Annotated in this window: 18 protein-coding genes; 7 read left to right on the top strand and 11 right to left on the bottom strand. The window is 68.5% G+C overall.

Annotation, left to right across the window (positions count from 1 at the left end):
- The first annotated feature begins 135 nt into the window (after nt 1–135).
- Nucleotides 136–531 (top strand): hypothetical protein, encoded by a 396-nt coding sequence (locus BRO63_RS18335; RefSeq protein WP_088141150.1) that lies wholly within the window; start codon nt 136–138, stop codon nt 529–531.
- Nucleotides 532–545: 14 nt separating this feature from the next.
- Here BRO63_RS18335 and BRO63_RS34665 read toward each other — a convergent pair whose 3' ends face one another.
- The gene (locus BRO63_RS34665) at nt 546–1,907 is read right to left on the bottom strand and encodes an RsmB/NOP family class I SAM-dependent RNA methyltransferase (RefSeq protein ID WP_088141333.1); all 1,362 of its coding nucleotides are present in this window, start codon (nt 1,905–1,907) and stop codon (nt 546–548) included.
- Between the two features lie 1,150 nt (nt 1,908–3,057).
- Nucleotides 3,058–3,714: a phosphoribosylglycinamide formyltransferase gene (purN, locus tag BRO63_RS18325; RefSeq protein ID WP_088141332.1), complete on the bottom strand. Its 657-nt coding sequence runs from the start codon at nt 3,712–3,714 to the stop codon at nt 3,058–3,060.
- A gap of 134 nt (nt 3,715–3,848) precedes the next feature.
- On the opposite strand from purN, the gene BRO63_RS18320 reads away from it, so the two are divergent.
- From BRO63_RS18320 to coaBC, 4 genes are all read left to right on the top strand, one after another.
- Nucleotides 3,849–4,814 (top strand): bifunctional riboflavin kinase/FAD synthetase, encoded by a 966-nt coding sequence (locus BRO63_RS18320; RefSeq protein ID WP_054456020.1) that lies wholly within the window; start codon nt 3,849–3,851, stop codon nt 4,812–4,814.
- Entirely contained in the window at nt 4,804–7,665 is a 2,862-nt protein-coding gene (gene ileS / locus BRO63_RS18315; RefSeq protein WP_088141149.1) for an isoleucine--tRNA ligase, read from the top strand. The genes BRO63_RS18320 and ileS overlap by 11 nt, the downstream gene beginning before the upstream one ends.
- Nucleotides 7,666–7,667: 2 nt before the next feature.
- The gene (lspA, locus tag BRO63_RS18310; protein ID WP_088141148.1) at nt 7,668–8,207 is read left to right on the top strand and encodes a signal peptidase II; all 540 of its coding nucleotides are present in this window, start codon (nt 7,668–7,670) and stop codon (nt 8,205–8,207) included.
- Nucleotides 8,208–8,373: 166 nt separating this feature from the next.
- Entirely contained in the window at nt 8,374–9,570 is a 1,197-nt protein-coding gene (gene coaBC, locus BRO63_RS18305) for a bifunctional phosphopantothenoylcysteine decarboxylase/phosphopantothenate--cysteine ligase CoaBC (RefSeq protein ID WP_088141147.1), read from the top strand.
- A 99-nt stretch (nt 9,571–9,669) separates the two neighbouring features.
- On the opposite strand, the gene BRO63_RS18300 is transcribed toward coaBC, so the two are convergent.
- The 8 genes from BRO63_RS18300 to BRO63_RS18265 form a co-directional block, all read right to left on the bottom strand.
- Nucleotides 9,670–10,563 (bottom strand): cation diffusion facilitator family transporter, encoded by an 894-nt coding sequence (locus BRO63_RS18300; RefSeq protein ID WP_088141146.1) that lies wholly within the window; start codon nt 10,561–10,563, stop codon nt 9,670–9,672.
- A gap of 24 nt (nt 10,564–10,587) precedes the next feature.
- Nucleotides 10,588–10,890: a zinc-ribbon domain-containing protein gene (locus BRO63_RS18295; protein ID WP_088141145.1), complete on the bottom strand. Its 303-nt coding sequence runs from the start codon at nt 10,888–10,890 to the stop codon at nt 10,588–10,590.
- A 136-nt stretch (nt 10,891–11,026) separates the two neighbouring features.
- Entirely contained in the window at nt 11,027–12,016 is a 990-nt protein-coding gene (locus BRO63_RS18290; RefSeq protein WP_088141331.1) for a Bug family tripartite tricarboxylate transporter substrate binding protein, read from the bottom strand.
- A 119-nt stretch (nt 12,017–12,135) separates the two neighbouring features.
- Nucleotides 12,136–12,822 (bottom strand): AroM family protein, encoded by a 687-nt coding sequence (locus BRO63_RS18285; RefSeq protein WP_088141144.1) that lies wholly within the window; start codon nt 12,820–12,822, stop codon nt 12,136–12,138.
- Nucleotides 12,819–13,748 (bottom strand): DUF1177 domain-containing protein, encoded by a 930-nt coding sequence (locus tag BRO63_RS18280; protein WP_088141143.1) that lies wholly within the window; start codon nt 13,746–13,748, stop codon nt 12,819–12,821. Before BRO63_RS18280 ends, BRO63_RS18285 begins: the two co-directional genes overlap by 4 nt.
- The gene (gene pepE, locus BRO63_RS18275; protein WP_088141142.1) at nt 13,745–14,449 is read right to left on the bottom strand and encodes a dipeptidase PepE; all 705 of its coding nucleotides are present in this window, start codon (nt 14,447–14,449) and stop codon (nt 13,745–13,747) included. The genes BRO63_RS18280 and pepE overlap by 4 nt, the downstream gene beginning before the upstream one ends.
- Before the next feature lie 70 nt (nt 14,450–14,519).
- On the bottom strand, nt 14,520–15,287 hold the full coding sequence (locus tag BRO63_RS18270) for an IclR family transcriptional regulator (RefSeq protein ID WP_088141141.1): 768 nt from the start codon (nt 15,285–15,287) through the stop codon (nt 14,520–14,522).
- Between the two features lie 160 nt (nt 15,288–15,447).
- Entirely contained in the window at nt 15,448–16,401 is a 954-nt protein-coding gene (locus BRO63_RS18265; protein WP_088141140.1) for a LysR family transcriptional regulator, read from the bottom strand.
- 137 nt (nt 16,402–16,538) lie between these two features.
- Between BRO63_RS18265 and BRO63_RS18260 the strand changes: the two genes are divergently transcribed.
- Nucleotides 16,539–17,531, top strand: coding sequence for a Bug family tripartite tricarboxylate transporter substrate binding protein (locus BRO63_RS18260; RefSeq protein ID WP_088141139.1), 993 nt, complete (start codon nt 16,539–16,541; stop codon nt 17,529–17,531).
- Between the two features lie 16 nt (nt 17,532–17,547).
- Nucleotides 17,548–18,975 carry an amidase gene (locus BRO63_RS18255; protein WP_088141138.1) on the top strand — a complete coding sequence of 476 codons (1,428 nt, stop codon included), beginning with the start codon at nt 17,548–17,550 and terminating at the stop codon, nt 18,973–18,975.
- Between the two features lie 9 nt (nt 18,976–18,984).
- Here the strand turns inward: BRO63_RS18255 and BRO63_RS18250 are convergent, their stop codons facing one another.
- Nucleotides 18,985–20,025, bottom strand: a complete 1,041-nt coding sequence (locus BRO63_RS18250; RefSeq protein ID WP_088141137.1) for a metal-dependent hydrolase — start codon at nt 20,023–20,025, stop codon at nt 18,985–18,987.
- Between the last annotated feature and the right edge of the window lie 102 nt (nt 20,026–20,127).

Below are 20,127 nucleotides of genomic sequence, written 5' to 3'. Positions count from 1 at the left end.
ACGCGAAGGCGCAAGGTTTGGGCCGGATTTCGCCGTTAAAGTTCCTGTCAGCTTGGCGTCCGGTCTTGAAGCGGACTTGCGGCTGGCGCACACTGCGGGTGCCTTACCGACCAAACTGTCTCTTTTGTCCCACTGATGTTGCTGAAAAAAATCCGTCCCCATTTGTTTTACGCCCTGGCCGCGCTGGGAACCGCCCTGCCCGCCGCCGTTTCCGCGCAGACGCTGAAATCCGGCGACGTCGCCGTGCTGGCCTCGTACTACGAGATCCGCGGCGCGGACTGCCTGGCGCTGCGCGCGCCACGGGTCTCGCTCACCATGCCGCCGCAGTTGGGCAAGGCCAACATCATGCAGACGCGGGGCCAGTCCAGCGATTCCGGACGCTGCGCCTACCAGGCCGTGCCGGTATCCCAGGTGGTCTACCAGGCGGACCAGCCAGGCAATGACAGCCTGGCCTGGGAAGTGAAGTACCAGAACAAGACGCTGGGCACGCGGCGCTACAGCGCCACGGTGGTGGTGACGCCGGGTCCCTGACCCGGCGTTTCCGATCAGGCCGGCTGGTCCTGCGGACCGGCCGCGACGTCCTGGGCGGGTTCGTCTGCCGCAACGTCGTCTACCGCAGCATCGTCGGCATCCGCGGTCTCGGCCTCGCCGGCCGCGGCTGCCGCGCCCTTCTTCCTGCGTTCGAACACGGCCGCGAAAAAGCCGTCGGTGCCGTGCACGTCGGGACGCAACTGCACGTAGGGGCCGTCCAGTTTCAGGTTTTCCAGACGCGCCGCCAGGATTTCGGCCGCGTCCAGGCGCTCGAAATCGGGGTGGCTGGCGAGGAAGCGTTCGGCCTGCACCTCGTTTTCCTCGGCCAGCAGGCTGCAGGTGGCGTAGACCAGACGCCCGCCCGGCGCGACGCAACGCGCCGCGCTGTTCAGGATGCGTTCCTGCAACTGCCCCAGTTCGGCCAGCGCCTCGGGGTGCTGGCGCCATTTCAGGTCCGGATTGCGGCGCAGAGTGCCGATGCCGCTGCAAGGCGCGTCGACCAGCACGCGCTGGGCCTTGCCTGCCAGGCGCTTCACGCGGGCGTCGTTTTCGCTGTCGATGACCACCGGCACCACGTTGGACAGGCCGCTGCGCGCAAAGCGCGGCTTGGCGCGCTGCAGGCGGGCCGCGGACACGTCGAATGCGTACAGGCGGCCGGTGGAGCGCATCAGCGCGCCCAGCAGCAGCGTCTTGCCGCCCGCGCCGGCGCAGAAATCGATGATCATTTCGCCGCGGCGCGGCGCCACCAGCAGGGCCAGCAGCTGGCTGCCTTCGTCCTGGACTTCGATGCTGCCGTTCTCGAACTGCGGCCAGCGGTTGATGGCCGGGCGGCCTTCCATGCGGATGCCCCAGGGCGAATATGGCATGGCGACGGGCTCGTAGCGGCCGGCGCCCTGCTGCAATTCAGCCAGCATGGCGTCACGCTCGACCTTCAGCGGATTGACGCGCAGGTCCAGGCTGGCCTGGCGGTTGAGCGCCTCGATCAGGGTTTCGGGGCTGTCCATGGCGCCCAGGCGCTCGTCCAGCCAGTCCGGGATGCTGCCGCGCACCGCGCGCGGCAGGGTCGCCAGGTCGATCTGCGACACGCGCTGCAGCCATTCGGCTTCGGCGGCGTCCATGCCTTCGGTCAGCGCCTCGGCGCCCAGCGTCGCGGCCAGGCCCAGGATGGCCAGGCGGCGCGAAGCGGGACCGACGCCGCTTTCGCCGAACTGGCGGTAGCGGCGTAGATGGCGCAGCACGTCGTAGACGGCTTCGGCGACCTCGGAGCGGTCGCGCGCACCGAGATTGGGGTGGTTGCGCAGCCAGTGCGACAAGGCCGCGTCGGCCGGGTACGTCCACTGCAGGATTTCGCCCAGGACGCGCTGGACCTGGTCGATGCGGATGGCCGCATGCGACTGGCGCGGGCGGTTGAATTGGGGCTTGGACGGGCGGTCCTGGCCGCCGTCGCTGCCGCCGCCGCGCGGGCCACCATACTGGCCACGCTCGCCGCCGCGCTCGCCGCCGCGCTCGCCGCCGCGCTCGCCGCCGCGCTCATCGCCTCGCGGCGCGCCGTAGGACGGACGCGAGTCCGAGCGGCCTTCGCGACGCTCCGAACCATAGGAGGCGCGTTCGCCGCCACGGCCCTCGCCGTGCGGAGCGTCATAGGACGGACGCGAGTCCGGGCGGCCTTCGCGGCGTTCCGACCCATAGGAGGCACGCTCGCCGCCACGGCCTTCGCCACGCGGGGCGTCGTAGGACGGACGCGGACCCGGGCGGCCTTCACGGCGCTCCGAACCATAGGAAGCGCGCTCGCCGCCACGGCCTTCGCCGCGCGGGGCGTCGTAGGACGGACGCGGACCCGGGCGGCCTTCCCGGCGCTCCGAACCATAGGAAGCGCGCTCGCCGCCACGGCCTTCGCCGCGCGGGGCGTCGTACGACGGACGCGGACCCGGGCGGCCTTCACGGCGCTCGGAACCATAAGAAGCGCGTTCGCCGCCACGGCCTTCGCCGCGCGGGGCGTCGTACGACGGACGCTGGCCCGGGCGGCCTTCGCGGCGCTCCGAACCATAGGAAGCGCGCTCGCCGCCACGACCTTCGCCGCGCGGAGCATCGTAGGACGGACGCGGGCCAGGACGGCCTTCGCGGCGTTCCGATCCGTAGGACGCGCGCTCGCCGCCACGGCCTTCGCCACGCGGAGCGTCATAGGATGGGCGCGGGCCCGGACGGCCTTCGCGGCGCTCCGAACCGTAGGAAGCGCGCTCGCCGCCGCGGCCTTCGCCGCGCGGAGCGTCATAGGACGGGCGCGGCGTCGGACGGCCGCTGGGACGCTCGTCGCGGCTGCCGCCGGAGCGTTCGTCACGGACGCTGTCGCGTGCGGCTGGCGCGCGCGCATCACCCTTGGGACGCGAAAAAAAGGACCGACCGTCGCGGCCTTCGGAGGCGGCCCTGGCGGCGCCTGCCGGACGGGAACGCGGAGATTGGGGTTTAGTCATGGTGTATTCCAGTGGGGCGGAGGATTTCCACCCGAAAAATGCGATTCGGGGCCGCTCAAGCGGCCGGCGACCAGGCGAAAAGGCGTTCGGGATCGTCCTGCACGTTCACCCGGTGGTCGCTGGTCAGGGTAACCCGGCCTTCGGCCAGCCAGCGCACCGCGGCCGGAAAGGCGCGGTGTTCCACCGCCAGCACGCGCTCGGCCAGCGATTCAGGCGTGTCGCCCGCCAGGACCGGCACGCAGCCCTGGGCGATGATGGGGCCGTGGTCCAGCACCGGCGTAACGAAGTGCACGGTGCAGCCATGCACGCGCACCCCCGTCGCCAGGGCCTGGGCGTGCGTGTGCAGCCCCGGAAAAGCGGGCAGCAGCGAGGGATGGATGTTCACCAGCCGGCCGGCATAGTGATTGACGAAGCCCGGCGTCAGCACGCGCATGAAGCCCGCCAGGATGACGTAATCGGGCTCGTAGCGGTCGATTTCGGCGGCCAGCGCGGCGTCGAAGGCTTCGCGGCTGGCGTAGTCCTTGTGGTACAGCGCGCCGGTGGGGATGCCCTGCTGGGCCGCCCACTCCAGGCCTGCGGCGTCGGGCTTGCTGGCGATGACGGCGGCGACTTCGGCCGGCCAGCCCTCATTGCGGCAGGCCTCGGCCAATGCCTGCATATTGCTGCCGCGTCCCGAGATCAGGATGACGATGCGGCGCTTGGTGGTAGATATTTCCGGCAAGATAAGGAATTCCAAGGGAAATCGGGCCCATCCGTCCTCCGGATTTCCGCGCGCGGCGACAGCCTGGACGCGCGGCAGGTAAGGACAGGAACAAACCCGGAATCCAAAATTGTAAACTCTCGCTCGTGAAACCATCGCTGCGCATCTACCGATCCCTGCCCCCGCCCGACCGGCGCGCCCCTTGCGCGCTGACGATCGGCAATTTCGACGGCGTCCACCGCGGACACCAGGCCATGCTGGCGCGCGTCTGCCAGGTCGCGCGCGACCGCAACCTGACGCCCGCCGTGATGACCTTCGAGCCGCATCCGCGGGAGTATTTCGCCACCCTCAACCAACGCCCGGAATTGGCGCCCACCCGCATTTCGGGTTTGCGCGACAAGCTGGCGGCGCTGGCGCGCTACGGCATCAGCCAGGTCGTGGTGGAGCGCTTCAACGCCCGCCTGGCCGAAATGTCGGCCAACGCCTTCATCGAACAACTGCTGGTCCAGGGCCTGCACGCCAAATGGCTGCTGGTGGGCGAGGATTTCCGCTTCGGCCACAAGCGCAGCGGCGACATCGACCTGCTGCGCGAGGCCGGCCTGCGTCATGGCTTCGAGGTGCAGACGCTGGCGGACGTGACCGACCAGCAAGGCCACCGGATATCCAGTTCCGAGGTGCGCACCGCGCTGGCGGTCGGCGACCTGGAGCGCGCCCGCCACCTGCTGGGCCATCCGTACCACATCAGCGGCCACGTGATCCACGGCCAGAAGCTGGGCCGCACGCTGGGCTTTCCCACCATGAACCTGAGGGTGGCGGAGCGCTGCGCCGCGCGCTCGGGCATATACGTGGTGCAGGTCTACGGCCTGGCCGACCGGCCTCTGCCGGCGGTCGCCAGCCTGGGCGTGCGTCCCACCGTCGAAGACCGCGGCCGCGTGCTGCTGGAGTCGCACCTGCTCGACGAGACCGTCGACGCTTACGGTAAACTCGTACGCGTCGAATTCCTGCAAAAGCTGCGGGACGAAGAAAAATTTCCTGACCTCCCTTCCCTGACTGCCGCCATCGCCGAAGACGCGCGAAACGCGCGCGCCTATTTTGCCGTTCATGGACTATAAAAAGACCCTCAACCTGCCCGATACCTCCTTCCCCATGCGGGGCGACCTCGCCAAGCGCGAGCCCGCCTGGATTTCGCAGTGGGAGGAAAACCACGTCTACCAGGCGATCCGCGCCGCCAGCCGCGGCCGGCCGCGCTTCGTGCTGCACGACGGCCCGCCCTATGCCAACGGCGACATCCACATCGGCCACGCGGTCAACAAGATCCTGAAGGACATCATCGTCAAGAGCCGCAACATGGCCGGCTATGACGCGCATTACGTGCCGGGCTGGGACTGTCACGGCATGCCGATCGAAATCCAGATCGAAAAGAAGTACGGCAAGCACCTGCCCGTGGCCGAAGTGCAGTCCAAGGCCCGCGCCTACGCGCTCGAGCAGATCGACCGCCAGCGCAAGGACTTCAAGCGCCTGGGCGTGCTGGGCGAGTGGGATCGTCCCTACATGACGATGAACTTCAGCAATGAAGCCGACGAAATCCGCGCGCTGGGCCGCATCCTGGACAAGGGCTATGTGTTCCGCGGCCTGAAGCCCGTGAACTGGTGTTTCGACTGCGGCTCGGCCCTGGCCGAAGCCGAGGTCGAGTACGCCGATCGCGTCGACCCTGCAGTGGACGTGGCCTTCCCGTTCGCCGAACACGCCAAGCTGGCCAGCGCCTTCGGCCTGGACTCGGTGGACGACGGCGCCATCGTCATCTGGACCACCACGCCCTGGACCATCCCGTCCAACCAGGCGCTGAACCTGCATCCGGAAATCGAATACGCGCTGGTGCGCGTGTCGCCGGTTCCCAAGTTCGGTCCGCTCCTGCTGATCGCCAAGGAGCGCGTCGAAGCCTGCCTGAAGGCCTGGAACCTGGAAGGCGAAATCATCGCCACCGCCCCGGGCGAGGCGCTGTCTGGCATCGAGTTCCGCCATCCGCTGGCGCAGTTCAACGCCGCCTACGACCGCAAGTCGCCCGCCTACCTGGGCGACTACGTGACGGCCGACTCCGGCACTGGCGTGGTGCACTCGGCGCCGGCCTACGGCATCGAGGACTTCATCTCGTGCAAGGAGCACGGCATGAAGGACACCGACTTCATCAGCCCGGTCATGGGCGACGGCAAGTACGTGGACAGCCTGGCGCTGTTCGGCGGCCTGTCCATCTGGGACGCCAACCCCAAGATCGTCGAGGCGCTGCAGGAAGCCGGCGCCCTGATGCACGTGGAAAAGCACAAGCACAGCTACATGCACTGCTGGCGCCACAAGACCCCCATCATCTACCGCGCCACCAGCCAGTGGTTCGCCGGCATGGATGTGGCCCCCAAGGATGGCGGCCCGACCCTGCGCGAATCCGCCCTGGCCGGCATCGACGCCACCGCCTTCTACCCGGCCTGGGGCCGCGCCCGCCTGCACGCCATGATCGCCAACCGCCCCGACTGGACCCTGTCGCGCCAGCGGCAGTGGGGCACGCCGATGGCCTTCTTCGTGCACAAGGAAACCGGCGCGCTGCATCCGCGTACCTCCGAACTGCTGGAACAGGTGGCGCAGCGCGTCGAGCAAGGCGGCATCGAAGCCTGGCAGACCCTGGATCCGCGCGAGCTCCTGGGCGACGAAGCCGACCAGTACGAAAAAAACCGCGACACGCTGGACGTGTGGTTCGACTCGGGCAGCACCCATGCCACGGTGCTGGGCGGCAAGGACGGCGACTTCGCCGGTTCGCATGGCGCTGAGCTCGCCTGGCCCGCCGACCTGTACCTCGAAGGCTCGGACCAGCACCGCGGCTGGTTCCATTCGTCGCTCTTGACCGGCTGCATGCTTTACGGCCAACCGCCCTACAAGGCCCTGCTCACGCACGGCTTCGTGGTGGACGGCCAGGGCCGCAAGATGAGCAAGTCGGTGGGCAACGTGATCGCCCCGCAAAAGGTGTCCGATTCCCTGGGCGCGGAAATCCTGCGTCTGTGGGTGGCCTCCACCGACTACTCGGGCGAACTGTCCATCTCGGACGAGATCCTGAAGCGCGTGGTCGAAGGCTACCGCCGCATCCGCAACACGCTGCGCTTCCTGCTGGCCAACCTGGCCGACTTCGACGCCGTGACGCAGGCCGTGCCCTACGGCGAACTCTTCGAGATCGACCGCTACGCGCTGGCCATGACGGCGCAGATGCAGTCGGAAGTCCAGGCCAACTACGAACGCTATGACTTCCACCCGGCCGTCTCGCGCCTGCAGACGTTCTGCTCGGAAGACCTGGGCGCGTTCTACCTGGACATCCTGAAGGACCGCCTGTACACCTCGGCCGTGGACAGTCGCGCGCGCCGTTCGGCCCAGACGGCCCTGCTGGACATCACGCAGACGCTGCTCAAGCTGATGGCGCCGATCCTGTCCTTCACGGCCGAGGAAGCCTGGAAGGAACTGGTCGGCTCGGCCCTGAAGAACCAGGCCGACGCCGCCCGCACCACGATCTTCACTGAGGTCTACCACGCCCTGCCGCCGTTCGCCGATGCCGACGCCTTGTCGGCCAAGTGGGGGCGCCTGCGCGCCATCCGCGCCGAAGTCCAGCGCAAGCTGGAAGAAGTGCGCACGGCCGGCGACATCGGGTCCTCGCTGCAGGCCGAAGTCGATCTGTACGCCAACGGCGCCGACCAGGAACTGCTGGCCAGCCTGGGCGACGACCTGCGCTTCGTGCTGATCGTCTCGCGCGCCACGGTGCATGCGGGCGAAGGCGAGACTCGTATCGAGGTCACGCCGTCCACGCACAAGAAGTGCGAGCGCTGCTGGCACTGGCGCCTGGACGTGGGCCAGGACGCCGACCACCCCGAGATCTGCGGCCGCTGCGTGTCCAACCTGTTCGGCTCGGGCGAAGCCCGCGACAAGGCTTGAGCATGGCTCGCGCTTCCGAACCGGGAGTGACGGGGGCAGCCGCCCCCGCCCGCGCCGCCCCGGCGCGCGTGGGCGGCTGGCTGGCCCTGGCATTGCTCATCATCGTGCTGGACCAGCTGACCAAGATCTACTTCAATACCTCGTTCCAGTACGGCGAGCGTGTCAACGTGCTGCCGGTGTTCGACTTCACGCTGATGTACAACCGGGGCGCCGCGTTCAGTTTCCTGGCGTCCGAGGAAGGCTGGCAGCGCTGGCTGTTCACCGGCCTGGGCTGCGTGGCGGCGGTGGTCATCACCATCATCCTGCGCCGCACCCATGGCCAGCCGCGCTTCAGCCTGGCGCTGACCCTGATCCTGGGCGGCGCCATCGGCAACGTCATCGACCGCGTGGTCTATGGCCACGTGGTGGACTTCTTGCTGTTCTATTGGAACGACTCCTACTTCCCCGCCTTCAACCTGGCGGACGTGGGCATCAGCTGCGGCGCCATACTGCTGGTGCTGGACGAACTCCTGCGCGGCCGCAAGGCCAAGACCCAAGCCTGAAAACGGCCTGGCCGGGGCGCGATGCCCCGGCCTCCCCCACCTTTCTCCCCGGTTTTTGTCCTGCTTGATGCCCCCTGAACGCATCGCGAAAGGCGCAATGCCGCAATGCAGAATAAAATCACTGTCCGTTCCTCGTTTACACGGCGCTGAACCCGCCGCCTCCCTCATGCTCGACCTCGCCCGCAAACGCATCGTCCTCGGCCTGACCGGTGGCATCGCCTGCTACAAAATCGCCGAGCTGGTGCGGCGCATGACCGAACAAGGCGCCACCGTCGACGTGGTGATGACCGAGGCGGCCACGCACTTCATCACCCCGGTCACCATGCAGGCCCTGTCCGGCCGGCCGGTGTTCGTGGACGCGTGGGACGCCCGCGTGCCCAACAACATGGCGCACATCGACCTGACGCGCGGCGCGGACGCGGTGCTGATCGCGCCCGCCAGCGCCGATTTCATGGCCAAGCTGGCGCACGGCATGGCCGACGACCTGCTGTCCACGCTGTGCCTGGCGCGCGCCTGTCCCCTGCTGGTCGCCCCCGCCATGAACCGCGAGATGTGGGCCAACCCGGCCACGCAGCGCAACGTCGAACAGCTACGCGCCGACGGCATCAGCGTGCTGGGCCCCGCCGCCGGCGAACAGGCCTGCGGCGAAACCGGCGACGGCCGCATGCTGGAAGCGCATGAACTGCTGACCGACCTGATCGCCTTCTTCCAGCCCAAGCTGCTGGCCGGCCGCCACGTGCTGCTGACCGCCGGCCCCACGTCGGAACCCGTGGATCCGGTGCGGGTGCTGAGCAACCGTTCGTCGGGCAAGACAGGCTACGCGCTGGCGCGCGCCGCGCGCGAGGCCGGCGCCCGCGTCACGCTGATCACCGGCGCCACCTTCCTGCAAGTCCCGCGCGGCGTCACCGCGCTGTCGGTCACCACCGCGCGCCAGATGCACGACGCCGTGATGGCCAGCGCGGCCGACGCGGACATCTTCATCGCCGTGGCCGCTGTGGCGGACTGGCGCGTGAAGAACGTCAGCAACCAGAAGCTGAAGAAGACCAGCGAAGGCGGCGGCGCGCCGGTGATGGAATTCGAACCCAATCCGGACATCCTGGCCGAAGTGGCCAAGCTGCCCGACGGCCCCTGGTGCGTGGGCTTCGCCGCCGAAACCGAGAAGCTGGCCGAGCACGCCGAAGCCAAGCGCACGCGCAAGGGCATCCCGCTGCTGGTGGGCAACCTGGCGCACAAGGTCATGGACGCGGACACCACCGAACTGGTGCTGTTCGATGAGCAAGGCACCCATCCCCTGCCCGCCGCCGACAAGCTGGACGCGGCGCGGCGCCTGATCGCCGAAATCGCGGCCCGGCTGCCCAATTAAAACAGCCAGGCCCAAGGGCCTGGCCTGGCTGCTGATGAACCCCTGTTTCCGGACAGGGGTTTTTCATTGCTCGCGAGCTTGCCGCGAACCCACACGCGCTCAGTGGATGTGCTCATCGGCCGAACGATCCTCGCGCTCCATCTGCAGCGTCGTATGGTGCAGGTCGAAATCCTCCTGCAAGCGGGCTTCGATGGCGCAGCGCACCTGTTCGCCGTCCGCCCCGGGCACCAGCACCACATGGCCCGTGAGCATCGGATTGCTCTGCGTCACCGCCCACAGATGGATGTCGTGGATGGAGGCCACCCCTGCCGTGCCGGCGATGGCGGCGCGCACCGCCTGCAGGCTCATGCCCGGCGGCACGCCTTCGAGCAGGATGTTCACGCATTCGCGCAGCAGCACCCAGGTGCGCGGGAACACCATGAAGCCTATGCCCACCGCCAGCGCGGAATCCACCCAGCGCCAGCCCGTGAACCAGATGAGCGCGGCGCCGACGATCACGCCGATCGAGCCCAGCATGTCGGCCCATACCTCCAGGTAGGCGCCCTTCACGTTCAGGCTTTCGTCCTTGGCGCCTGCCAAGAGACGCATCGAGATCAGGTTGACGACCAGCCCGACCACGGCGACAGCCAGCATCCCCAGCGACTGGATCTCCTGCGGCGCCGACAGGCGCTGGTAGGCCTCGTACAGGATGTAGAACGCGACGCCCAGCAGCACCAGCGCATTGACCGCCGCCGCCAGGATCTCGAAGCGGGCGTAGCCGTAGGTGCGCATCAGGTCCGCCGCCTTGCGGCCGGCGCGTATCGCCACCAGCGCCAGCAGCAGGGCCATGGCGTCGGTCAGCATGTGCATGGCGTCGGAGATCAATGCCAGGCTGCCCGTGATCATCCCGCCGGCGACCTCCACCAGCATGAACGTGCCGGTCAGGGCGAAGGCGATCCAGAGGCGGGATTCGGGCAAGGCGCGCACGTCACCGTGCTGATGGTTGTCGCTCATGGCTGTCCTGGTCGTGGAAGGAAATCAAGGCTGAACCGTGCGCGCGACCGCTGTGCCGCACTGTCCGCAGAAACTCGCTCCTGGGGCAAGCGCGGTACGGCACTGGGGACATGCAGCCGCCGCGAGCGAGGCGCCGCACTGCGAACAGTACCGGCTGCCCGCAGGCTGCGCCGCGCCGCAATTATTGCAGGCCACGCCCGCTGCATGCGAGGCAGCGCTTTGCGGCGGATTGCCGTGGGAGCCTCCCCGATGGCCATCGTGGCCATGACGGCCGCCGTAGCCGTGGCGGCTGCCCTGTCCGCCCAGCAGATGCTTCAGTATGCCCATTTCAGACTCCGAATCGCCGTTCCGGCGTATTGCCAGGCCTCATGAAAAAGCCTGAAGTAACTTCAGAGTCAAGCTTGGCAGCCTGGGGCATAAAAAAACCCTCCGTGCTACCGGAGGGTCTTTGGGGCAACCCGGCTTACTGCTCCAGGCTGATGTTGGCCGCCTTGACGATGTCGGCCCATTGCTGGCGGTCCTTCTCCAGGAACTGGCTGAATTGCTCGGGCGTCATGCCGGTGACCGGCTCGGAACCCAGGCCGGCCATCTTCTCGACCAGCGCCGGCTGCTTCAGCACGTCCTGCATGGCAGCGTAGTAGGCGGCCAGCACGTCGGCGGGCAGGCCGGCGGGCGCGAACACGCCTTGCCACGTCGGCATGTCGAAGCCCTTCAGGCCCTGCTCGTCCAGCGTCGGCACGTTGGGCAGTTGCGGAGCGCGCTTGATCGACGCCACGGCGATGGCCTTGACCTTGCCTTGCGAGGCCAGCGGCGCGGCGGTGGAGATGTTGTCCATCGTCATGGCGATGTGGCCGCCCAGCAGATCGGTGATGACCGGCGCGGCGCCGCGGTAGGCGGCATGCGGCACCTTCACGCCCAGCTTGTAGAGCATGGTCTCGGCGATCAGGTGGTTGGAAATGCCCACGCCGGCGGTGCCGTAGGTGGCGGTCGGCGTCTTCTGGAAGTATTCCTTGAGTTCGGCCAGGTTGTTGGCCGGCACGTCCTTGTTGACGATGACCACGTTGGGCTGCACTGCGGCCAGCGTGATGGGCGTGAAATCCGCCGGCTTGTAGTTGGTGCCCTTGGGGTTCAGGACATGGGTGATGGCCATGGAACCGGCGGCGGCGATGCCGATGGTGTAGCCGTCGGCCGGCGACTGGGCCAGGCGGTAGGCCATGATGTTGCCGCCGGCGCCAGCCAGGTTTTCGACCACGACGGGTTGGCCCAGGCGCTGCGACAGCGGCTCGGCCAGGAGGCGCGCCAGGGTGTCGGCGGAACCGCCGGGCGCGAAGCCCACCAAGAGGCGCACCGGCTTGGCGGGTTTCCAGGCGTCGGCGGCGAAGGCCGGCGCGGCCGTCAGGGTGGTGACGGCGAACAGTGCGCCAGCGGCGCGATGCAGATTACGGCTGAACATGAAAAACACTCCCAACGATTGATTGACGAAGCCCGCTTCGTCTCCTCTCGCCGCTCGCCTGTCCCCGCCGCGCCGCGCATCGGTGTGCGCGGCAAGGTTGCGGGACGGGTTCGGCGGCGTTATTCCAGTACTTGCGACAGCGTCTGCGCCACCATGCGGTTGGACAGCAGCACCGGCCGGCCCGAGGCCTGCGCCACGGCCTGGCGCATGCGCTCGGCGTAGCCCATGCAATGCATGACGATCAGGTCGCAGGACGCGAGTTCGCGGCCCGCCCGCTCGAAGTTGAGCGCGGCCTGCGCCGCGTCGGCTTCGTAGGGCGAGGCGTGCACGACCACGGTCTCGCAGGACAGCGGCACGACCATGTGGAAGGCGTCGACCTGCGCCTCCAGCGGCACCACCAGGCCCACCTTGCGGCAATGCTCGGCCAGGCCGGCGACCAGGTGGTCCACCACCTGCTGCGGCTCCACCACCAGCGTGCGCATCGGCGCGATCGCGGTGCCGGTGCACAGCGGCACCAGCACGTCGTAGCCTGCGGCGTCTGCCTGGCGCATGACCTCGGCCAGGCGGGCCTCGGCCGCGGCCGCGTCCAGCTCGATCTGCGAGCCGTCGCGCATGCGCGTGGCAAAGCGGTATTCGCCCGGCTTGGGCGCCAGCGCGGCCAAGCCGGCGGCATCCAGGCCATCGAGCGCGCCGAATTCGTCGATGCGCACCTGCGCGCCCAAGAGCGGCGCCATCTCGGGCACCACGTCGCTGCGCGGCGACTGGCCAATGGTGAAGAACGCCACGCGGCGCGGTTGCGCGCTCATGCCGCGCTCCCGTCTTCGCGGCCCACGGTCTGCAGATGCGCCATCGAGCCGTAGCGGCTTTGCAGCGCGGCCCATTCGGCGTCGTCCACGAAGCTCATCGCGCCTTGCCCATAGAGCTTGGCGATCTCGATGCAGAAGCGCATGGCGACGTCGGCATCCACGGCATTGGTCACGCCCGTGGCGCAACCCGGCACGGTGGTCTGCGCGGTCAGCGCCACGCCCACCACCGGCGCGCCGGTGACGATCGTGGGCTGCATCAGTGAATTCACGTGCCACAAGCCGTTTTCATAGGGCGTGATGTCCTGCGTGGTCAGCGGCAGCGTCAACGGCAATTCGCCGCTGACCCAGCCCATGACGTCCAGCATGATTTCCGGGATGCGCAGCAGATAGCCCTGGCGCGCGACCGGCGTCAGCGCCACGCCGCGCTGGTTGACCAGGCCGTTGCCGCGCGTGGTGTCGACGGACAGGATCGCGTCCATGCGCGGGTCGACTTCATGCGACATCATCTCGCGCATGGGGAACGGCGAACGCATCATCGGCACCGGATGGTGCGGCCGCGTGCCGGCGCGCGGGCAGATGTGGGTGCGGATGCGCACCGTGCCGGGCATGACATCGCCCTGGCGGGCCATGGCCATCAGCTTGAAGGCCGCGGCGATGGCGACCACCGCGCCGTCGCTGTCGGACACCAAGCCAGTGACCGCGGGGCGCGCGCCGATGCCGCCCAGGCGGCCGACGATGCCGAGTTGCGGCGCGGTTTCATCGAGCCCGGGAATCACGATGGAGAGGAACTCGGTGGCGGCGCCGTCGCGCTCCAGCCGAGTCACTTCGACTTCGCAGTTGCCGGCCGCGCGCAGCTGCTCGGCCACCGCCTCGCCCGTGATGTGGGCGGAGGACAGCAGTTCGATGGTGTCGATGACGTGCTTCATGCCGGGATCTCCACGGGGCCTGGACGGAACAGGCGCGGCTCTTCGCTGCCGCGGAACAGCGGCGCGTCATGCGCGCCGACCAGCTCGATCCGGTTGCCGCGCACGCGCAGCGCGGAGCCTTCCGGCAGGCCCAGCACGGGCATCCGCGGATTCAGCGTGCAGAATTCAGCCAGGCGCTGGGCACGCGTTTCGCCGCGGTGTCCGGGCGGATGCGCGTTGGTGTAGTGCGGGTTGATCTGGAACGACAGCAGGCCCAGCGCGTCGAAACCCTGCGGGTCGGTGATGGGCATGTCGTTGGTGGTGCAGATGCTGGGGCAGCTCAGGTTGGAGCCGGCGCTCCAGCCCAGGTAGGCCGCGCCCTCGCGCACACGGCGCGCCACGACCTCGAGCAGGCCCAGGCGGCGCAGTTGGCCCAGCAGGTTGAAGGTATTGCCGCCGCCCACGATGATGATCGCGGCGCCTTCCAGCGCGGCCGCGGGATCCTCGGCGCGGTGCAAGCCCTGGATGTCCAGGCCGGTATCCGCCAGCGCCGACGCCACCAGCGCGGTGTAGTCGTCCCAATCGCGCGTGACGCCCGCATAGGGCACGAAAACGGCCGGCGCGCCTGGCGGCAGCGATGCGATCAGTTCGCGGATGTCGGGCAGCGCGTGGACCAGATAGCCGGCGTCGCTGCTGGAGTTGCTGAGTAGCAGTAGGTTCATGGAGAGGATTTCCGTCAGGGGATTTTCTGGATGTCCGGCGGCGCGGACGCATCTGTGGGCCTGAACCTGTTCAGGCCAGCCAATAGGGATCGTTCAGTTCGCGGCCCAGCGCGCCCACCTGCTGCAACACCGACTCGCGCAAGCGCGCGACGCGGTCGGCATCGGCCTGGAACGCAACAAAGGACAGGCACAGGCCGCGCAGTTCGCCAGTGGCGGGATCGCGCACGGCGGCGGCCACCGCGCCTATGCCCGGCATGGCCTGGTCGATGGCCACGCCGCAATGGTCGGCGCGGGTCTGCGCCACCAGGCGGGCCAGTTCGCCGACCGTGGCGGGACAGTCGCGGCCTTCGCGGGGCAGCGGCTGGTCGGGATCGGCGCCGTAGAGCGCCTGGAACTCGGCTTCGCCCAGGCGCGACAGCAGCGCCCGGCCCATGGCGGTGCCCGAGGCGGCGCGGCGCGAGCCGGGCGGCGACAGCACCTGCACCGGGTGCGAGCCGTTCAGGCGTTGCAGCACCACGGTTTCGCGCTGGTTCAGGGTGGAAAGATAGGCGGTCAGGCCGCTGTCGTCCGACAGCCGGGCCAGCACGGCGCGGCAGGCGTCGTCCAGCGGCGTGGCCGCCATGCCGGCGCGCACCGCCTGCGCCAGCATCGCCCCCGCGCGGTAGCGGCGCGTGGCGGCGTCCTGGTCGAGCAAGCCGTAGTGCTGCATCTGGTTGAGCAGGCGCGACGCGCTGCTCTTGGGCATGGACAGGCGCGCCGCCACTTCCGTGAAGCTCAGATCCGACGCGCCTTCCGCGTATAGCCCCAGCACACGCTGGACGCCATCGAGAATACTCATATTTGTTCCAAAAAACGGAACTTATGTTCCTTTAAGTTGAACAAGAATAATGCAGGGGCTCGATGGCGGTCAATATGGAAACAGCATGAAAAAGCCCCGGGATCGCCCGGGGCCTGGTTGTGGGAGCCGCCAGCCGCCCCGGTGTTGACCACGGAATGCCTCAGCCAGCCGGCTCCCCGCCCTGCGGCGTCTCGCAAAACTGCAGGAATTGACGCAGCGGCGTCTGCCGTTCGGCGGCGCGTTGCCATACGACGACCGTCGGTGGATTCTGCTCACGCAGCTCGACCGGCAAGATGACCGCCTCTGCCGCGACGGTCAGGCGCTCGGCCGCCGCCAGCGGCAGCATGACCAGGTAATCCGTGGTGCGCACGAACTCATCGGTCAGCAGCAGATCGCTCACCTGGATGCCGCGCGGCGGCAGTCCCAGGTCGCATCCCATGAACAGCGCGGTCAGCTTGTCGTGCATCATCGTGCCCGGACGCGGCTTGCACCAGGGCTCTGCGTGCAACTCCGACAGCGTAAGGCGGCGGCGCGCGGCCAGCGGCGACAGCCGGGCGTTGGCGACGACCACTAGCGGCTGCGGCGGCAGCAGCCGCAAGCGCCCCAGGCCAGACGCTATCAGCTCGGGCGCGTCGTAGCACACCAGCGCGTCCAGCTTGTCGTCCAGCAACAGGTCCGCCATGGCGCGGTATCCGCCGGCCTGCACATCCAGCGCAACGCCGGGCTGCGCCTGATTGAAGGCATGGATCAAGGGCGCAAGCGTCAGTTTGCCCATGTCGGTCGCCACACCGATGCGCAGTTCGCCCAGGCGGCCGCTGCGCACATCCGTCACGGCTTGGGCCAGCCCGCGCGATTGCGCCACCACGGCCTCCATCATGGGCAGGATCTGGCGGCCCATTTTCGTCGGGCGCTTGGCATTGCCGATACGCTCGAACAACTTGAAGCCCAGCTGCGATTCCAGCTCGGCCAGGGTCTTGGAGACCGCGGACTCGCTCACGTTCGCGGCCGCGGCCACCTCCTTGGCGGACGGCGCATCGCGCAGCGCCAGCGCAATCTGCAGATGCCGCAGCTTCAGGCGCGAAGCCAGCGACTCGATGGGCTGCGGCTTGACCATTTTCTCAACCCCTTCATCGAATAATTCACTATACGGTAAACCCGAGCGGACCGATGATAACGGCATAGCGCATGGCCATGAGCCGATCCGCGGCCGGCCAGGCCGCAGGAGCAATAGAGCGCAAACAGGAGACCGCCTTGCTAGCCCGACCCCGACTTCTCGCCTTCATCCTTGCCGCCGCGACCACGGCAGGCCTGCAACCCAGCGCGATGGCCCAGGAGCCGGCCGGTGGCGACAAGCTCGTGCGACTGGTGGTCGGCTACGCCGCGGGCGGCGCCGCCGACGCGGTGGCCCGCGCCTACGCCGAACAATTGCAGGCGGCAGGCTACGCCAATGTCATCGTCGAGAACCGTCCCGGCGCATCGGGACGCCTGGGTTTCGACGTGGTGAAACGCGCCAAGCCGGACGGGCTCACCCTGTACCTGGGTTCGTCGCCGATGTTCGTGATCTTTCCGCTGACCTACAAAAAGCTGGGATACGACCCGGACCATGACCTACGCCCGGTCGCCCTGGTGGCCGACGTGCCCACCGGCGCCGTCACGGGCGCCGCCCAACCCTACGGCAATATGGCCGAATACGTGCAATGGGCCAAACAGGCGCGTGCCAAGGCGACCCTGGGCCTGGCCACGCAAGGCAGCCCCGGTCAGTTGGGCACGATAGAAATGGGCGGCCAGAACGGCCTGGAGGTCGTGCCCGTGCTCTACCGCGGCGCGGCGCCGATGCTGGTGGACGTGGCGGGCGGCGAGGTGTCGATGGGCTGGGACGCCGTCGCCAGCATGCTGCCGCTGTACAACGCCGGCAAGGTGAAATTCCTGGGCGTGGCTGGCAGCCGCCGCCTGCCCACGCTGCCCGATGTGCCGACACTGCTGGAACAGGGCTACCCGCAGTACCAGCATGCCGCCAGTTGGTATGGCGTGTACGCGCCCGGGGCCACGCCGGACGCCACGATCGCCCAGTTGGAACAGGCTTTCGTCGCGGCCGGCAAACGGCCAGCGCTGGTGGAAAAACTGCAGACTGCGGGCTTCCTGGTCGAACCCCAGGACGCGCAGGCCGCCAAACGCCGCATCGGCGTGGAGCGTGCGCACTGGGCCCCCATCGTCAAGGCCGCCGGCATTTCCTTCGACGAATAGGCGCAACGTGGCTTCGATGAGCGATTCCCTTTGCGACTTGAGCGCGGTAGAGGCCGCAAGCCTGATCCGGACCAAGGCCGTGTCCCCGGTTGAACTGGTGCGCGACTCGCTGGAACGGGCTGAGCGCCTGCAGCCCGTCCTGAACTGTTTCATCACGCTGTGTGCGGAAGAGGCCATGGCCGCCGCCCGGCTTGCCGAGGCCGCGCTGATGCGCGGCGATGCGACTGGCCTGTTGCATGGCCTGCCCTACACGGTGAAGGACCTGGTCAATACCGCGGGCGTGCGGACCACCTTCGGCGCCGTGCCGTTCAGCGCGAACGTGCCGGCCGATGACGCCGTGGCCGTGGCGCGGCTGCGCCAGCAAGGCGCCATCCTGATCGGCAAGACCACGACGCCGGAGTTCGGATCCAAGTCCATGACGGATTCACCGCTGTTCGGCCACACTCGCAACGCCTGGAACCTGGAACGCACCTGCGGCGGTTCCAGCGGCGGCGCAGCGGCGGCTACGGCCGCTGGCATCACGGCGCTGGCGGTGGCCAGCGATGGCGGCGGCTCCACCCGCATTCCCGCCGCGTGCAACGGCGTGGTGGGATTCAAGCAAAGCCTGGGCGCGATACCGCACAGCCAGGCGCAGGACGCCATCGGCAACCAGACCTACGTGACGCCGACCACGCGCACCGTGGCCGATACCCGCCTAATGATGGCGGCCATGGCCGGCCCGCATGACTGCGATCCGTGGTCGCTGGGCGTGCCCAGGGCCGATTACGCCAGCGCGGCGGCCAGTCCCGGGACACTGCGCGGCAAGCGCGTCCGCTATTGCGCCGCCCCGCCCGGCCGCCCCGTGGCCGCCGACGTGCGCCGCGCATTCGAGGCTGCGCTGGCGCGCCTGGCCGATCTGGGTGCGGAAGTCGAACCGTTCGACGGCGCGGGCTTCGATGTCGAGCCGATCTGGCGCGTCATCAACCACACCGTCTGGCGCACCCGGTTCCTGCCGCTGATAGAACGCGAACCGGACGCCTACAGCCCCACCTTCCGGCGGCAGATCGCGACGGCCGCGGCGTTCAGCGCCCAGCAATACCAGGAAGCCATGTTTGCCCGCACCGCGCTCTACCGCAAGGTGCAGGCGCTGTTCGGCCAGGCCGACCTGCTGGCCATGCCGACCATGTCGCGCACCGCCTTGCCGCTGGGCACGGACATATTCGACACCATGGACATCGACGGCCGCTCATACGGCGACATCCGCGCCCATTGGTATCCGTGGACCATGCTGTTCAACCTGACCGGCCACCCTGCCGTCAGCGTGCCTTGCGGCCTGGGCCAGGATGGCCTGCCGATAGGCTTGCAGCTGGTTGCCCCCTGCCACGCCGACCTGCAGCTGCTGCAGGCGGCCGAAGCCTACGAGCTGGCCTGCGCGCCGCTGCCGCGGCCGCCGGCCATCGCGTAGATCACGCCTCTATCGCGTCGACAGCTCCGACCACTGCGCCAGCGGCAAGGGCGGCTGCGCATGCAGGATGCGGCCCAGCACCAGCTTCAGTTCGGCCCAGCCGCCGCGCTCGGTGGGCCAGCTGGACGGCGTCACCGCCTGCCAGCTGCCGTCCGCCGCGCGTTCGGCCATCTTGAAGCGGAAGGTGTAATGCCCCGCCATGCCCATGCGCAGGTCCGTGACCACCAGGGCGTTGCCGATGACGTCGTAGCGCAGCCAGTCGTCGGTGAACCAGCGCAGGCGCTGGTGCAGCGGCACGTCCGCCAGGGCCCGCGCCACGTCCAGGTTGAGCGGCTGGCGCAGCCATTCCGGCGGATCGCGGTCGAACAGGCTGCTGACCGATTCGTAATAGTGGCCGTCGGGCGTCTTGGCGATGACGCGCCACACCAGCGTGTTGAAAGGCATGGGCACGGCGCGCAGTTCGCTCGGCGCAATGCCCTGCGCCTGCATCGCCTCGCGCACGCGGTCCTCGGCGGCAATGCGCCCCGCCAGCCCGAATCCCAGGTAGGCCGTGCTGAACACCAGCGCCGCGGCCAGCAGCCGGCGCGCCGTCAGCGTCATGCCGAAGCCAATGGCGAACAGCACCGCCAGCAGCAACGGCACGGTATAGACCGGATCGATGATGAACACCGCGGCCCAGCTTTCGGGGATGAGCGCCAGCGGCCAGAACAGCTGCGTCCCGTAGACCGTGAAGGCGTCCAGCACCGGATGGGTCACCAGCACCAGCCATAAGGTCAGGAACAGCCGGCGCCCGCTGTACGGCGCCTGCGGCCAGTATTTGCGGATCAGCCAGGCCAGGAAAACCGCCAGGCCGGTCAGCACGAAGACCGAATGCGAGAAGCCGCGGTGGTAGGTCATGAGCGACACCGGGTCCGGATAGCGCATCAGGACGTCCAGATCCGGCACCGTGGCCAGCGCCGCGCCGTAGATCAGCGCCCGGCGCCCCTGCACCCGTCCCAACAGGGCGCCCTGTATGCCCGCGCCCAGCACCGCCTGCGTAACCGAATCCATAACTCTCCAACAATTAGCTTCATCCAGACGGACTATACGGCGCACCGGCAGTTCCGCAGGCGTTAACATACCCGATTGCGTTCAGCTAATTTTCAACTTCGT

Source organism: Achromobacter xylosoxidans, from assembly GCF_002192695.1.
GTDB classification, from domain to species: domain Bacteria; phylum Pseudomonadota; class Gammaproteobacteria; order Burkholderiales; family Burkholderiaceae_B; genus Achromobacter; species Achromobacter xylosoxidans_C.
This window is presented reverse-complemented; position numbering and strand designations above follow the sequence as displayed.

What these genes read in the sequence shown, in the direction of transcription:
- BRO63_RS18335 (WP_088141150.1), top strand. Translation starts at nt 136, where the DNA reads ATGTTGCTGAAAAAAATCCGTCCCCATTTGTTTTACGCCCTGGCCGCG.
- ileS (WP_088141149.1), top strand. Translation starts at nt 4,804, where the DNA reads ATGGACTATAAAAAGACCCTCAACCTGCCCGATACCTCCTTCCCCATG.
- lspA (WP_088141148.1), top strand. Translation starts at nt 7,668, where the DNA reads ATGGCTCGCGCTTCCGAACCGGGAGTGACGGGGGCAGCCGCCCCCGCC.
- coaBC (WP_088141147.1), top strand. Translation starts at nt 8,374, where the DNA reads ATGCTCGACCTCGCCCGCAAACGCATCGTCCTCGGCCTGACCGGTGGC.
- BRO63_RS18300 (WP_088141146.1), bottom strand. Translation starts at nt 10,563, where the DNA reads ATGAGCGACAACCATCAGCACGGTGACGTGCGCGCCTTGCCCGAATCC.
- BRO63_RS18295 (WP_088141145.1), bottom strand. Translation starts at nt 10,890, where the DNA reads ATGGGCATACTGAAGCATCTGCTGGGCGGACAGGGCAGCCGCCACGGC.
- BRO63_RS18290 (WP_088141331.1), bottom strand. Translation starts at nt 12,016, where the DNA reads ATGTTCAGCCGTAATCTGCATCGCGCCGCTGGCGCACTGTTCGCCGTC.
- BRO63_RS18285 (WP_088141144.1), bottom strand. Translation starts at nt 12,822, where the DNA reads ATGAGCGCGCAACCGCGCCGCGTGGCGTTCTTCACCATTGGCCAGTCG.
- BRO63_RS18280 (WP_088141143.1), bottom strand. Translation starts at nt 13,748, where the DNA reads ATGAAGCACGTCATCGACACCATCGAACTGCTGTCCTCCGCCCACATC.
- pepE (WP_088141142.1), bottom strand. Translation starts at nt 14,449, where the DNA reads ATGAACCTACTGCTACTCAGCAACTCCAGCAGCGACGCCGGCTATCTG.
- BRO63_RS18270 (WP_088141141.1), bottom strand. Translation starts at nt 15,287, where the DNA reads ATGAGTATTCTCGATGGCGTCCAGCGTGTGCTGGGGCTATACGCGGAA.
- BRO63_RS18265 (WP_088141140.1), bottom strand. Translation starts at nt 16,401, where the DNA reads ATGGTCAAGCCGCAGCCCATCGAGTCGCTGGCTTCGCGCCTGAAGCTG.
- BRO63_RS18255 (WP_088141138.1), top strand. Translation starts at nt 17,548, where the DNA reads ATGAGCGATTCCCTTTGCGACTTGAGCGCGGTAGAGGCCGCAAGCCTG.
- BRO63_RS18250 (WP_088141137.1), bottom strand. Translation starts at nt 20,025, where the DNA reads ATGGATTCGGTTACGCAGGCGGTGCTGGGCGCGGGCATACAGGGCGCC.